A 13,978-nucleotide genomic window follows, 5' to 3' on the forward strand; every position below is an offset into this window, starting at 1 on the left:
GAACGATCAACGTGACATCAACGTGACGAGGTCGCGGGAGCGGCCGCTGTGGAAGCGGCGGTCGTGGGGGGGCGGCGGCCACGGAGGCAGCATTCACGGAAGCAGCGGGGGAGAGCAAGCCGTTCGAGCGGGAGTGGGCGTCCGTACGGTCCACGTCGACGGCCACCGTGGACATGAGGCTCAATCAGGTCGCCCCCGAACCCGGCGGTGGCGGCGGAGGCGGCGCAGACCTGAGCGTCGACCAGGACAAGCTCGGCGCGATCGGCAGCGCCGCGTACGCCCTGCACGGCCGGCTGGTCAAGGACGGCAACCACGCCCGTACGAGCACGACGGAGGCGGGAACGGCCCTGGCCGGCCACGGCTTCCTCACCGGCTCCGCGCTGACGACCGTCCAGGAGACGTGGAGCTCGCAGCTGAACACGCTGCTCGACGCCTGCGCCGACATCTCCAACCACCTCGACTACAGCGCGGCCTCGCACGCCGAGGAGGCGCAGCGCGCCGTCGGCCTCGCCAAGAAGGGGCGGGGCATCTCGCACGAGGAGCTGATGCGCCTCAACGAGCTGCTCAAGGACGACAGCGGCTCCGAGGAGTTCTCCCGGACCTTCTGCGACGGCATGGGCCCGAAGGGCGCGCTGGAGTTCTTCGGCCGGCTGCCCACGGACGCGTACGACTACACGAAGGTCGACAAGCAGCGCCCCTCCGGCGTCCAGGAGCTCCAGAAGAACATGGGGCTCAGCCTGGCGACCGCCACGCAGGGCGGCGACGCGTGGACCGACAAGTGGTCGACGGAGATGCGCAAGCTCGGCACGGAACGCATCCCGCTCGCCAAGTACGACAACAACCCGGCCTTCGACTGCCAGTTGCTCGGCGGCATCATGCGCTACGGCGACTACGACAAGAACTTCCTGGTCCCGATCGCGGAGCACGTCACCCAGCTCCACGCGAAGGACCCGTACCTCTTCGCCAACAGCAAGCCGCTGATCGGCGGCGGGCTGTGGAACCAGTACAACCCGTCGGGCGTCAACGGCTCCGGCTTCGACCCGATGACCTCGATGCCGGACGCACTTGGCCACGCCCTGGAGGCGGCGACGCTGGGCCACGCCTGGGACGACCCGACGCCGGAGCTGAAGCGGGACGAGACCACGGCCACGATCATGAAGGATGCCGTCGCGAAGTACGGCGAAGACGCCGAGCTGCTCAAGAAGTGGCGGCCGACGATGGCGGACAGCCTCGGGAACATGGGCGCCGGCTACATCGACGACCTCAACTGGGCTCTGGACAAGAACACTCCGGACAGTGCCTTCCGTCCCACGAAGGAGACGGCGGCCCACCCCGTGTTCGGGCAGGACGAGACGATCAGGTTCCTGAGCACTCTCGGTCGGCACCCGGACGCCTACGCCACGGTCTCCACCGCTGAGCGCCTCTACGCCACCAGCGTTCTCGAAGCGCAGGTCGGCCCGGACGGCAGGATCGACGAGGGGCACGCGCGGGGCGCCGTGTTCACGGGCGCCACTCTTCAGGGTCTGCTCGGCCAGTCCCGTGGGGACCAGGTCGAGGCCGAGGGCATGAAGAAGCACGAGGAGTACGAGAAGGCGCAGGCGGCCAAGGCCGGTTGGGTGGAGTTCGGAGCCACGGTGGGCATCGCGGCCGGCGTCGCCTTCCTGCCCGCGACCGCCGCCGTCGGTGCGGCCGCCGTCCTCGTCCCCCTCGCGGTCGACTCCGGTTCCGGCGCGATGGAGCAGCTGGCCGGGCAGGTCATCGGTGACTGGTCGGACCAGTCGACCGAGGATCACAAGGACAAGACCTTCGCCGAGAAGAAGTGGCGCGGTGAGCAGTAGCCGACGGGCGGGGCGACTTCCGTCAGTCCTCGGCCGTCTCGGCGGCCGGGGACAGCTGGGACAGGAGCAGGGTCGTCGCGCGGGTGATCAGGGCCGCGAGGAGGATCGTCGCGAGGCCCTCGATGTGCAGGTAGCCGATCTTCGGGCCCAGCCAGGACAGCAGCCACCAGATCAGGGCGTCCTGGACGAAGCCCGCGAGGCCGAAGACCAGGAGGGCGGGGAGCGGGACGCGGCCCGAGGGACCGATGGAGATCAGCTGGGTGAGGATCGTCATGACGAGGGCTGCCATGAGGACGGCGAGGACCGCGTCGACGGTCTCCGTGCCGCCGAGGGCGATGCCGGGCAGCAGGCCGCAGGCGAGGCCCACGCCGATGAGGACGCCCAGTCTGCGTCTTCCTTGATCGTTCATGGGTGGACTGTCGCACACCGGGCGGTGGATGGTGAAGATCCCGTGAGCTCCCGTGAAGGAGATCGCGCGGAGCTCGCTTGGAGACCGTGATCGGAATCGAACCGACGTAACTCGCTTTGCAGGCGAGCCCCTCAACCACTCGGGCACACGGTCGTGTTGTGCACGAGTACGACCGTAGGGCGGGGGCCGGGAGGGGCTCAAGGGTTCCGGGGGGCGTGCCATGCGACTGCCACACCGCCGCAACATTCCGTTCGCGGTCGTACGTCCAAGGACCGAGGAGGACCGGGACTCCTGACAGGAGCCATCCCGGGGTTCACCTCTTACTCTGGGGGGATGAGCGCCCTCGAACCCCGCGACGCCGACGTCGCCCCCGTCCCCGCACCCCCTGCCGTACGCGGCGACGCCAAGGGCTCCGTCCTCGACCCGGACCACCGGGCGCTCAGCATCGGCATGGTCTCCGTCGTCCTGCTCATCGCCTTCGAGGCGACCGCCGTCGGCACCGCCATGCCCGTCGCCGCCCGCGAACTGCAGGGCATCCCGCTCTACGCCTTCGCCTTCTCCGCGTACTTCACCACCAGCCTCTTCGGCATGGTCCTGGCCGGCCAGTGGTCCGACCGGAGCGGTCCGCTCGCGCCCCTCACCACCGGCATCAGCGCCTTCGCCGCCGGACTGCTCCTCTCCGGGACCGCCGGTGCCATGTGGATGTTCATCCTGGGCCGGGCCGTGCAGGGCCTCGGCGGCGGTCTCGTCATCGTCGCCCTGTACGTGGTCGTCGGCCGGGCCTACGCCGAACACCTCCGGCCCGCGATCATGGCCGCCTTCGCCGCGAGCTGGGTCGTGCCCTCCATCGTCGGCCCCCTCGCCTCCGGGACGATCACCGAGCAGCTCGGCTGGCGATGGGTCTTCGTCGGCATCCCCGTCCTCGTCGTCTTCCCGCTGGCCCTCGCCCTCCCCGCGATACGCCGCACCGCCTCCGGTCCCGCCGACCCGGGCGCGCCCCTCGCCCCCTGGGACCGGCGCCGGATCGTCCTCGCCCTCGGCATCTCGGCCGGCGCGGCGCTCCTCCAGTACGCGGGCCAGGAGCTGCGTCCGCTCGCCCTCCTCCCCGCCGCGGCCGGTCTCGCGCTGCTCGTGCCCGCCGTCCGCGGGCTGCTGCCGCGCGGCACCTGCCGGGCCGCCCGCGGTCTGCCCTCCGTCGTCCTGCTCCGCGGCATCGCCGCCGGGTCCTTCATCGCCGCCGAGTCCTTCATCCCCCTGATGCTGGTCTCCCAGCGCGGCCTCAGCCCCACCCTGGCCGGTTTCTCCCTCGCCCTCGGCGGCCTCACCTGGGCGCTCGGTTCCTGGATCCAGTCCCGGCCGTGGACGGAGCCGTACCGGGAGCGGCTCGTCGTCCTCGGCATGGTCCTCATCGCCCTCGCGATCGCCGGCGCGCCCAGTGTGCTGATCACGTGGGTGCCGGCGTGGACGGTCGCGGTCGTCTGGGCCTTCGGCTGCCTCGGCATGGGCGCGGTGATCTCCTCCACGAGCGTGCTCCTGATGAAGCTCTCCGCCCCCGAGGAGGTCGGCGCCAACTCGGCCGCGCTCCAGATCTCCGACGGCCTCTCCAACGTCCTGCTCCTCGCGGCCGGCGGCGCGGCCTTCGCGGCGCTCGGCGGCGGCGCGGTGGGCCACGCGATGGACGCCGGCGCGACCACCGGCTCCCACCCGGCCGCCTTCGCGGCCGTCTTCCTGCCGGTGGCGGGGGTGGCGGCGATCGGGGTGTGGGTCGCGACGCGGCTGCGGGAGGTGCCGGAAAGCCGATGACACCGGGCGGTACCACGCGGTACCGTGAGGTATGGCTGGTCTGAATGTCAGGTTCACAGAAGAAGAGCTGGACGCGCTGCGCGAGCGGGCGGAGGCCGAGGGACGCAGCATGCAGTCCTTCGCCCATGACGCCGTGGTCCGGGCCATAAACGAGCACTCCCGCCTCTTCAACGAGGCGGCCGAGCACGTTCTCAAGGTCAGCGAGGAGCTGAACCGGAGGCTCGCGTGACGTACTACCTCACCCTTCCCGAGCTGCTGAACCTGGCAGCCCGGCTGGGGACGGACGAGGTGCGGGACTATGGCCTGCTCGACTCGGCCCTGGCGCGCCCGCAGTCCAGCGTCTTCGGCCAGGACGCCTACCCCGACGTGTGGCAGAAGGCCGCCGCGCTCATGGAGTCTCTGGCCCGCAACCACGGCCTCGTGGACGGCAACAAGCGCATCGCCTGGTACGCGACCTGGGTCTTCCTGCACCTGAACGGGCACCCGCTCGACGCGGACTTCGACGTCGACGAGGCCGAGTCGTTCGTCCTGGACGTCTGTCAGGGGGCCCTCGACGTCCCCAAGATCGCCGCGCAGCTCCCGAGGTTCGCGCGCTGAACCGGGGCCGGGCCGTGCGGCGGATGTGATGCTCGCCGCACGGCCCGAGGTCACAGCGCCGCCCGCTCCGTGTTCGATCGAGGTTCCGCCCGGGCCGCCGGTAAGGTGGCCCGGTTGTCATATCTGGACGAGCGTCGAACCCGGAGATCGTGACTACCACCACCGCCACCTCCTCCCATCACCTTTCTCCCGCCTTCCCCGGCCGGGCCCCGTGGGGTACCGCCGGCAAGCTGCGCGCCTGGCAGCAGGGCGCGATGGAGAAGTACATCCAGGAGCAGCCCCGTGACTTCCTCGCGGTCGCCACGCCCGGCGCCGGCAAGACCACCTTCGCGCTGACCCTCGCCTCATGGCTGCTGCACCACCACGTCGTGCAGCAGGTCACCGTCGTCGCCCCCACCGAGCACCTGAAGAAGCAGTGGGCGGCCGCCGCCGCGCGGATAGGGATCAAGCTGGACCCGGAGTACAGCGCCGGACCGCTCAGCAAGGAGTACGACGGCGTCGCCATCACGTACGCCGGCGTCGGCGTACGGCCCATGCTCCACCGCAACCGATCCGAACAGCGCAAGACCCTCGTCATCCTGGACGAGATCCACCACGCCGGAGACTCCAAGTCCTGGGGCGAGGCCTGCCTGGAGGCCTTCGAGCCCGCCACGCGGCGCCTCGCGCTCACCGGCACCCCCTTCCGCTCGGACACCAACCCGATCCCCTTCGTCACGTACGAGGAGGGGAACGACGGCATCCGGCGGTCGTCGGCCGACTACACCTACGGCTACGGCAACGCGCTCGGCGACGGCGTCGTGCGGCCGGTCATCTTCCTCTCCTACAGCGGCAACATGCGCTGGCGCACCAAGGCCGGCGACGAGATCGCCGCCCGCCTCGGCGAGCCGATGACCAAGGACGCCGTCTCGCAGGCCTGGCGCACCGCGCTCGACCCCAAGGGCGACTGGATGCCGAACGTCCTGCGCGCCGCCGACCGGCGGCTGACCGAGGTCCGCAAGTCCATCCCGGACGCCGGCGGCCTCGTCATCGCCTCCGACCAGGACTCGGCCCGCTCGTACGCCAAGCTGATCCGCGAGATCACCGGCACCAAGGCCACCGTCGTCCTCTCCGACGACGCCGGCGCCTCGAACCGCATCGACGAGTTCAGCGAGAGCACCGACCGCTGGATGGTCGCGGTCAGGATGGTGTCGGAGGGCGTCGACGTCCCCCGCCTCTCCGTCGGCGTGTACGCCACCACCATCTCGACCCCCCTCTTCTTCGCCCAGGCCGTCGGCCGCTTCGTGCGATCCCGCAGGCGCGGCGAGACCGCGTCCGTGTTCCTTCCCACGATTCCCAGCCTCCTCGGTTTCGCCAACGAGATGGAGGTCGAGCGCGACCACGTCCTCGACAAGCCGAAGAAGGCCGGCGAGGACGAGGACCCGTACGCCGAGTCCGAGAAGGAGATGGCCGAGGCCGAGCGCCAGCAGGACGAGGACACCGGCGAGCAGGACATGCTGCCCTTCGAGGCGCTGGAGTCCGACGCCGTCTTCGACCGCGTCCTGTACAACAGCGCCGAGTTCGGCATGCAGGCCCACCCCGGCAGCGAGGAGGAGCAGGACTACCTCGGCATCCCCGGCCTCCTCGAACCCGACCAGGTGCAGCTGCTCCTCCAGAAGCGCCAGGCCCGGCAGATCGCGCACAGCCGCAAGAAGCCGGACACCGAGGCGGACCTCCTGGAGCTTCCGGCGGAACGGCGTCCCGTCGTTTCCCACAAGGAGCTGCTCGAGCTGCGGAAACAGCTCAACACGATGGTGGGTGCGTACGTTCATCAGAGCGGCAAGCCCCACGGCGTGATCCACACCGAGCTGCGCCGGGTCTGCGGCGGGCCGCCGAGCGCGGAGGCGACGGCGGGGCAGATCCGGGAACGGATCAAGAAGGTCCAGGAGTGGGCCACCCGCATGCGCTGATCCCCGGCCCCCGAGATGTGACCGAGGCCCGTACGCCGCCGCGCGTACGGGCCTCGCGCATCCCATGAGGACGGGAGCGGGCCCGGAGACCGGCCCCCACGGTCGGCCTCCTGCCGCCTCCACGCTACGGGCACGACATAACCGATCTTGTCCGCCAAAGTCCCTCGTCCGACCGACGAAGGTCCCGAAACGTCTTCATCCGGTCGCCTGCGCCCGGATTCTGGACGAGGTCTTCCGCTCAGCGGAGCGCGCCGCTACTGTCCCGGCTCACAAGCATTCGCCCCGTGGCAGCGCCGCCGCGGAGCGCAGCCGGTGTACCCCTTCCTGCCGGCGGCCTCTGACGTGCGTCGCCGCGGGACCGGCGCCGTAACTCCGTGAGAGCCCGCCGCCACTCACCCTGAAGGAGAGGGCGTCGTGACCGCGGAGACCTCCCAGACGCTCGACCGGGGACTCAGAGTCCTCAAACTGCTCGCCGACACCGACCACGGCCTGACGGTCACCGAGTTGTCCAACAAACTCGGTGTCAACCGGACCGTGGTCTACCGGCTCCTCGCCACGCTCGAGCAGCACGCCCTCGTCCGCCGCGACCTCGGCGGACGCGCCCGCGTCGGCCTCGGCGTGCTGCGGCTCGGCCGCCAGGTCCACCCCCTGGTGCGCGAGGCCGCGCTGCCCGCGCTGCGCTCGCTCGCCGAGGACATAGGGGCGACCGCCCACCTGACCCTCGTCGACGGCGCGGAGGCGCTCGCCGTCGCCGTCGTCGAACCGACCTGGACCGACTACCACGTCGCCTACCGGGCCGGCTTCCGACACCCGCTCGACCGGGGCGCTGCCGGCCGTGCGATCCTCGCCGCCCGCCAGGGCGGACTGACCGAACCCGGCTTCACCCTCACCCACGGCGAACTGGAGGCCGGCGCCAGCGGCGCGGCCGCGCCGCTGGTCGGCGTCACCGGCGTCGAGGGCAGCGTCGGCGTCGTCATGCTCGCGGACGCGGTACCGGAGCGGGTGGGCCCGCGGGTGGTGGACGCGGCCCGAGAGGTCGCGGACGCGCTGCGCTAGGGCGCGCGGCAACAAGCCCTCACGCCCCGGGCGGCGCCCCCGCCTTCCTGCGTCTGCGCCTGCCGGCGCGGCCCTCACCCGCCGTGCGGGCCCGCGCCAGACTGGGCGGTGCCCCCCACCTTCGTGCGGGCCGCGCCCGCCGGGGCGGTGCCCCCGCCCGTGTGGGCAATCGTCCCGCTGGGGCGAGGGGGTCCCCCCTGCTCGAGCGAAGCCGAGAGCTTGGGGGAGGGTGGGCACACGGGGCGGCGCCTCTGCGGGCGCGCTCCGCCTTATGGGCCTGGACCCGCACCACGTTGTGCGCCGTGCTCCCGGTGCGGGTCAGGGCACGGGAGCCTCTGGCGCCGGCAAGGGCGCCGTTCCGTTGTGCCCACCCGTTCCGCCCCAGCGGAACGATTGCCCACAACGGGGCGCGGGGGCGCTGTCCACAACGGGGGCGGCACACCGCCGCTCGGCAGGTGTTACCGCTTCAGGAGTTCGCCCAGAGGCGTCGGTGCGTGGTGGACCGATCTGCCCGTGCGGGTCGTCGTGAGCAGCCCCGCCGCCCGCAGCGCCGCCGCGTGCGCCGAGGCCGTCGCGTTGCTGATGCCGAGGCACCGGGCCAGCTCCGTGGTCGTGCGGGGTTCCGTCAGGACCCGTAGGAGTTCGGCGCGGGTCCGGCCCAGGACCCCGGCGAGGGCCTCCTCGCCGTCGGCCGCGCCGGAGGGGGCGAGCGGCAGGCCTCCGCCCGCCGGGTAGGCGAGGACCACCGGGCGGCCCGGGAGGTCCTGGACGAGCGGCCCGCCCCGCCAGTGGAAGGTCGGCAGGAGGACGAGGCCGCGCCCGGCGAGCCGCACCTCGCGAGGGGCCCCGGGCCATTCCCAGACGCCGTCACGGAGCCCCGGCGCCAGCGCCGTCAGCGCCGCCCCCAGCCCCCGCTCGGCGACCGTCAGCGCGTGCCGGGTGAACTCCGCCCGGTGCAGGTCCTGCACCTGCGCCCACACCGGTGCCAGAACCGCCTCGAACGCCGCCCGCTGCGCCCCTTCCAGCACCCGCCACGCCTCTCCGCTCCCGGCGTGCAGGTCCCGGATCCACGGCGGCACGGCGCCCCGCCCCATGTACACCCGTTCCAGTTCGGACCGTACGAACTCCGGCCGGGCCGACCGGATCAGCGCGAGGCCCTCCTCCCGCGTCTCGCCGAGGACGTCGAGGAAGGACGGCGCCGTCCCGCCCGGCGCCAGGTCCGCGAGCGGCTCGGCCGCGCCGGGCAGGGCGCGCAGCAGCCTGCCCCGCCAGCGCCCGAAGAGCAGCCCTTCGTGAGGGGCGCCCAGCATCATCAGGGCGGCGTGGAGTTCCGGCACGGGGGAGGGCCTGGGGGCGAACCGCACCCGGGTGAAGTCCTCCGCCGTGAAGTGGATGTGGAGCATCCCCGCCCTTCCCCCGTCCTTCGCCCATCCGCCGGCCTTTCGCCAGCCTTTCGGTCAGGGCCTGAACCTTCGCGTGCGGCCCGGCCCCGCCCAAGGATGCCGCTCATGACCCAGTACTCCGCACCCAGCCGCCGTACCGTCGCCAAAGGCGCCCTCCTCGGCGCCGCCGCCGCACTCCTCGGCCCCGCCGCGTCCGCCGTGGCGGACGGACCGGCCGTCCTCCGGCTGCCCGCCCCGGCCGGCCCCCACCCCGTCGGCCTCCGCACCTTCGTCCTGACGGACACCTCCCGCGAGGACCCCTGGGAGCCCGCCGCCGGGGTACGGCAGGTGAAGATCAGCGTCCTGTACCCGGCCCGGTCGGCCCGTGCCGTCCGCGGCTGCCCCCGCGCCCCGCAGCTCACCCCCGCCGAGGCCGGGCTGTTCGCCGTCCTCGCCTCCCACGTGCACCCCGGGCTCCCCGAGACCGGGGTCGACTGGGGCGCGGTCCTCACCCACGGGCACGTCGACGCGCCCCCGCTCCCCGGGCGCCGCCCCGTGCTGCTGTACTCCCCGGGCGGCGGCGACTCCCGGACCCTCGGGACGACCCTCGCCGAGGACCTCGCGAGCCACGGCCTGGTCGTGGTCCTCGTCGACCACCCCGGCGACGCCAGCCAGGTGGAGCTGCCGAGCGGGATGCGGACGACCGTTCTCCGGGGAGACCCGGACCCGGAGACCTTCCGCACCATGATCGACACCCGGGTCGCGGACCTCCGCTTCGTCCTCGACCGGCTCGGGGACCTGCCCCTCGCCCCCGTCATGGACCCGCGCCGGATCGGTGTGTACGGGCACTCGGCGGGCGGCACCGCCGCCGTCCACGCCCTGGCCGGCGACGACCGGATCACCGCCGGCGTCAACCTGGAGGGCTATCTGGACCTGGACCCGGACCTCGTGGCCGGCCTCGACCGGCCGCTGCTCATGTTCCGAACGGACGGCTTCGCGTCCGCCGCCCGCCTGGAACGCTCCTGGGCCGGACTGCCGGCCCGGCGCGTCCTGCTGACCGACGCCGGCCACTGGGTCCTCAGCGACTACGCGCACCTCGTCCCGCAGCTCCAGGCCGCCGGGCTCGTCACCGCCGGGACCAGGGCCGCGCTCGTCGGGGCGGGAGACACGGCGACGACGACGGCCCTCGTGCGGCACGGGATGCGGGCCTTCTTCGACCACCGGCTCCGGGCGCCCGCGCCCCCGGCCCGGCCCCGGCACGCGCCCCAGTAGATTGGGGACGTGCTCTCCAGCCTCTCCCGTCCCCGCGCCCTCGCGCTCTGCGCCCTGCCCGTCGCCGCCCTCTTCGCCGTCGTCGGGCTCGCGCCGCTGCCGTACGCGATCGCGCAGCCCGGCACGACCGCCGACGTGCTCGGCGAGGACCAGGGGCGGGAGGTCATCACCATCACCGGCGCCCCCGTCCGGCCCACCAAGGGGCAGCTGCGGATGACGACGATCATCGCGACCGGGCCGTCCACCGACGTGGACCTCGGCGACGTGACCGACGCCTGGTTCCGTACCGACCGGGCCGTCCTGCCGCACGACTCCGTCTACCCCTCGGGGAAGTCCGACGCCGAGATCGAGAAGCACAACCTCGGGCAGATGAAGGAGTCGCAGGACGCCGCCACCCTCGCCGCGCTCGGTTACCTGAAGAAGGACCCCGAGAAGGTGAAGGTGACCCTGCACCTCGCGGACATCGGCGGGCCCAGCGCCGGGCTGCTCTTCTCCCTCGGCATCGTCGACAAGCTCGACGGCGACGGGGACGGCGGCGACCTCACCGGCGGCCGGATCGTCGCCGGTACGGGGACGATCGAACCGGACGGCGCGGTCGGCGCGGTCGGCGGGGTCTCCCTGAAGACGCAGGCCGCCGCCCGGGACGGGGCCACCGTCTTCCTGGTCCCGAAGGACGAGTGCTCGGACGCCCTGGCCGAGCGGCCGAAGGGCCTGCGGCTGGTGCCCGTCACCGAGCTCAGCGACGCGGTGGCGTCCCTGCGGGCCCTGGAGCAGGGGCAGGAATCGAAGGTTCCGTCCTGCTGACGTCCTCGGCGGCCCCGTCGGCGGGGACGGCGGTGCCGGCGGGCCCGGTCTTCGGTGGGGCGTCCATGCCGCGCCAGGCCGGGAAGGCCATCGGCGAGAGCGTCACGAGGAAGTAGAGCGCCCCGATCCCGAGCAGCGTCGCCGTCAGTCCGACCCGCTCGACCAGGAGACCCGCCACGAGCCCGCCCAGCGGAGTCGTGAGCAGCACTCCCGCCGTACTCGCGCCCATGACCCGGCTGCGCAGCTCGTCGGGCACCTGCTCATAGGCGACGGTGGTCAGGATCGGATTGAGGACCCCGACTCCGAGCCCCGACGCCGCGAGCGTCACCAGGAGCGGCGCGGTGGTGTCGGTGAGGGCGGCCACCACGTACGGCGGGGCGCCGCCTATCAGGAAGCCCGCCGTGAACACGACCCGGCGCGGGAAGCGCTCTCCGATCGCCCCGTAGAGCAGGGCGCCCGCCAGGGCGCAGCCGGCGAAGACCGAGACGAGCAGGCCCTGCGCGGCGGGTCCGCCGAGCTCCTCCCGGGCGTGGACCGGCAGCAGCACCGAACTCCAGCTCTGGCTGAGGCCGTTGGTCACCATCACCATGACCATGATCCCGAGCATCAGCCGGGTGCGGAACAGGAAGGAGTACCCCTCGCGCAGATCGGCGCGGTAGCGGGCGACGGAGAGGCGGGGTCCCTCGCGCAGCGGCTCCGCCGACGGCACCCCGCGCAGGGTCGCCGTGACGAGCAGCGCGGAGACGGCGAAGGTGGCCGCGTCGACGTACAGCACGGTGCCGGGGCCCATGAACGCGACGAGCAGTCCGGCGATCGCGGCGCCCGTCATCCGGGCCCCGCGCGCCACCGCGTCGTACAGGCTGGCGACCCGGGTGAGCGAGGTCCCGGCGCGCCCGGCCAGGTCGGGGACGAGCACGTGGCGGGCCATCTCGCCGGGCGCGTGGAACAGGCCCGTGACCGCCATCAGCGCGCAGAGCATCCAGAACCGGAGGAGTCCGGTCTGGTGCAGGAGCGGGATCGCGGTGAGCGCGAGACCGCAGACCAGGTCGGACGTGATGCTGACCCGACGGCGCCCGAGGCGGTCGATGACCGGGCCGCCGGCGACGGCGGCGAGCACGACGGGGACGGCCGCGAAGAAGGCGACCAGTCCGGCCTTGCCGGGGCTTCCCGTGGTCTCGAGCGCGAACCACGGGACGCCGATGAGCGTGAGCGAATTGCCGGTGACCGATACGGCGTTGGCGGCCAGGACGCCGGCCAGCGGAGTGCGGTCGTTCTGTTTCGTCGTCACGTGGTGTCCCCCCCCCGATCCCCCGGTTCGGTCACGCGGCCAGGGCGGCCGGGCGGTCGGCGGGCGTGACCAGTCGCAGGCCCAGCTCGACGAGCTTCCATCCCAGTTGGGCGCGGAGGGCGGGGACGCGCGACGGGGCGTCCGGTCGGACGGCGGCGGCCTCGCGCCGGAGCTCCTCGGCGGTCAGCGCGTGCAGCTGGAGGTGGATGTCGGCATGCATGATGCGGGTCCTTCCGTAGGTGCGGGCGGTGACGGTGCGGGGCGGTGCGGGTGGTGATGGTGCGGAGTGGTGCGGGCGGTGACGGTGCGGGGCGGTGCGGGTGGGGCCCGGGTCAGTCCTCGCGCTGCGGGAACGCGTGGAAGTGGATCCGTACGCGCTCGGCGTCCGGTGCGTCCTTTTCCTCGACGTCCCGGTACGACTCGATGAGCGCGTGTATCCGCTCGTCGAGCTCGCGCAGCTTCTCGGCCGGAAGGCGCAGCGTGAAGTCGCTCATGTCGGAGGCGCCGAGCCAGCTCTCGTGCCAGTCGTGCCGGGTGCCGAGGTAGGTGTTCAGCTCCTGGGTGTGGATGTTCGCGATCTCGTGGGTGTAGACCGCGATGGCGCCCCGGACCTCCGGGTCCGGGTTCTTGTAGAGCGACTCGTCGAAGGTCGTGCTCTGCAGGGTCGCCTTCCACCAGCGCTCCCGGCCCTTGCCGAGCGCCGGGTCGTCCTCGACGAAGCCGTGGGCCGCGAGCTGGCGCAGGTGGTAGCTGGTCGCGCCGCTGGACTCGCCGAGCCGCTCGGCCAGTTGGGAGGCGGTGGCGGGACCGCTCCGGCGCAGGATGCGCAGCAGCTGGATCCGGAGCGGATGGGCGAGCCCGCGCAGGGCGCGCGGGTTCAGGGTGCGGCTCAGGTGCTCTTCGGGCTCGGACATACCTGAATCGTAGAGTTGCAAAGAAGGAGTTGCAAGAGGTTCTTTGCAACTTCTTCTTTGCAGGGGCTTTTTTGCATCGACTCCTTTGCGTCTACTCGCCCGCCGCCTGCTCCACCAGCGGGATGATCCGCAGCGGCACCGGGTTCTCCATCACGATCGCCGTCGACGCCCGCATGATCCCCTCGAAGGCCACCACCTTGTCGATCACCCGCTGCAGGTCCGCGTTCGAGCGGGCGACGAGCCGGCAGAGCATGTCGCCGTGGCCCGTCGTCGTGTGCAGCTCCAGGACCTCCGGCACCGTCGCCAGGTGTTCCCGCACGTCGGCGCCCTGGCCCTGCTTGATCTCCAGGGTCGCGAAGGCCGTCACCGGATAGCCGAGCGCCGCCGGGTCCACCTGCGGCCCGAACCCGCGGATCACCCCGCTCGCCTGGAGCCGGTCCAGGCGCGCCTGGACGGTGCCGCGCGCCACCCCCAGGCGCCGGGAGGCCTCCAGGACCCCGATGCGCGGCTCACGCGCGAGGAGCGCGATCAGCCGGCCGTCCAAATGATCGATCGCCACAGCGGCCTCCCCATGGTCAGGATGTACAAGTCGCACGGCCATATTCGCCGAGCGCTGTACACCTTGACCAGTGGATCAGCGAACTCTTGCGCACCTTGCCGAACGGCGGG

The 13,978-nt window shown here is 72.5% G+C and carries 14 protein-coding genes and 1 tRNA gene; 8 read left to right on the plus strand and 7 right to left on the minus strand.

What is annotated here, in order from left to right; all coding sequences use genetic code 11:
- Positions 1 to 173 precede the first annotated feature (173 nt).
- Complete coding sequence (locus tag BLW86_RS43270) at positions 174 to 1,838, plus strand: hypothetical protein (protein WP_256341402.1); 1,665 nt, start codon at positions 174 to 176, stop codon at positions 1,836 to 1,838.
- Positions 1,839 to 1,860: 22 nt separating this feature from the next.
- Here the strand turns inward: BLW86_RS43270 and BLW86_RS23480 are convergent, their stop codons facing one another.
- Both BLW86_RS23480 and BLW86_RS23485 read right to left on the minus strand, forming a co-directional pair.
- A complete protein-coding gene (locus tag BLW86_RS23480; protein ID WP_107466120.1) occupies positions 1,861 to 2,247 on the minus strand; it encodes a phage holin family protein in 387 nt (128 codons plus the stop codon).
- A gap of 78 nt (positions 2,248 to 2,325) precedes the next feature.
- Positions 2,326 to 2,400 (minus strand) — tRNA-Cys (locus BLW86_RS23485).
- 180 nt (positions 2,401 to 2,580) lie between these two features.
- Between BLW86_RS23485 and BLW86_RS23490 the strand changes: the two genes are divergently transcribed.
- From BLW86_RS23490 to BLW86_RS23510, 5 genes are all read left to right on the plus strand, one after another.
- Positions 2,581 to 4,050: an MFS transporter gene (locus tag BLW86_RS23490; protein ID WP_093875869.1), complete on the plus strand. Its 1,470-nt coding sequence runs from the start codon at positions 2,581 to 2,583 to the stop codon at positions 4,048 to 4,050.
- Between the two features lie 31 nt (positions 4,051 to 4,081).
- Positions 4,082 to 4,279 carry an Arc family DNA-binding protein gene (locus BLW86_RS23495; protein WP_093875870.1) on the plus strand — a complete coding sequence of 66 codons (198 nt, stop codon included), beginning with the start codon at positions 4,082 to 4,084 and terminating at the stop codon, positions 4,277 to 4,279.
- Positions 4,276 to 4,647 carry a type II toxin-antitoxin system death-on-curing family toxin gene (locus BLW86_RS23500; RefSeq protein ID WP_093875871.1) on the plus strand — a complete coding sequence of 124 codons (372 nt, stop codon included), beginning with the start codon at positions 4,276 to 4,278 and terminating at the stop codon, positions 4,645 to 4,647. The genes BLW86_RS23495 and BLW86_RS23500 overlap by 4 nt, the downstream gene beginning before the upstream one ends.
- Positions 4,648 to 4,796: 149 nt before the next feature.
- Positions 4,797 to 6,593 (plus strand): DEAD/DEAH box helicase, encoded by a 1,797-nt coding sequence (locus BLW86_RS23505; protein WP_177181734.1) that lies wholly within the window; start codon positions 4,797 to 4,799, stop codon positions 6,591 to 6,593.
- Between the two features lie 414 nt (positions 6,594 to 7,007).
- On the plus strand, positions 7,008 to 7,649 hold the full coding sequence (locus BLW86_RS23510) for an IclR family transcriptional regulator (RefSeq protein ID WP_041129456.1): 642 nt from the start codon (positions 7,008 to 7,010) through the stop codon (positions 7,647 to 7,649).
- Between the two features lie 458 nt (positions 7,650 to 8,107).
- Here the strand turns inward: BLW86_RS23510 and BLW86_RS23520 are convergent, their stop codons facing one another.
- Complete coding sequence (locus BLW86_RS23520) at positions 8,108 to 9,052, minus strand: helix-turn-helix domain-containing protein (RefSeq protein WP_093875874.1); 945 nt, start codon at positions 9,050 to 9,052, stop codon at positions 8,108 to 8,110.
- A gap of 105 nt (positions 9,053 to 9,157) precedes the next feature.
- On the opposite strand from BLW86_RS23520, the gene BLW86_RS23525 reads away from it, so the two are divergent.
- Both BLW86_RS23525 and BLW86_RS23530 read left to right on the plus strand, forming a co-directional pair.
- Positions 9,158 to 10,303, plus strand: coding sequence for an alpha/beta hydrolase family protein (locus BLW86_RS23525; RefSeq protein ID WP_093875875.1), 1,146 nt, complete (start codon positions 9,158 to 9,160; stop codon positions 10,301 to 10,303).
- Positions 10,304 to 10,312: 9 nt separating this feature from the next.
- A complete protein-coding gene (locus BLW86_RS23530; RefSeq protein ID WP_093875876.1) occupies positions 10,313 to 11,107 on the plus strand; it encodes a S16 family serine protease in 795 nt (264 codons plus the stop codon).
- Here the strand turns inward: BLW86_RS23530 and BLW86_RS23535 are convergent.
- The 4 genes from BLW86_RS23535 to BLW86_RS23550 form a co-directional block, all read right to left on the minus strand.
- Positions 11,040 to 12,395 (minus strand): MFS transporter, encoded by a 1,356-nt coding sequence (locus tag BLW86_RS23535; protein ID WP_093875877.1) that lies wholly within the window; start codon positions 12,393 to 12,395, stop codon positions 11,040 to 11,042. The genes BLW86_RS23530 and BLW86_RS23535 overlap by 68 nt on opposite strands.
- A 31-nt stretch (positions 12,396 to 12,426) precedes the next feature.
- On the minus strand, positions 12,427 to 12,615 hold the full coding sequence (locus BLW86_RS23540) for a hypothetical protein (RefSeq protein WP_093875878.1): 189 nt from the start codon (positions 12,613 to 12,615) through the stop codon (positions 12,427 to 12,429).
- A 112-nt stretch (positions 12,616 to 12,727) separates the two neighbouring features.
- On the minus strand, positions 12,728 to 13,309 hold the full coding sequence (locus BLW86_RS23545; protein ID WP_093875879.1) for an ArsR/SmtB family transcription factor: 582 nt from the start codon (positions 13,307 to 13,309) through the stop codon (positions 12,728 to 12,730).
- 91 nt (positions 13,310 to 13,400) lie between these two features.
- Positions 13,401 to 13,868, minus strand: a complete 468-nt coding sequence (locus BLW86_RS23550; RefSeq protein WP_093875880.1) for an Lrp/AsnC family transcriptional regulator — start codon at positions 13,866 to 13,868, stop codon at positions 13,401 to 13,403.
- Between the last annotated feature and the right edge of the window lie 110 nt (positions 13,869 to 13,978).

The sequence above is a fragment of the Streptomyces sp. TLI_105 genome (assembly GCF_900105415.1).
GTDB lineage: Bacteria > Actinomycetota > Actinomycetes > Streptomycetales > Streptomycetaceae > Streptomyces.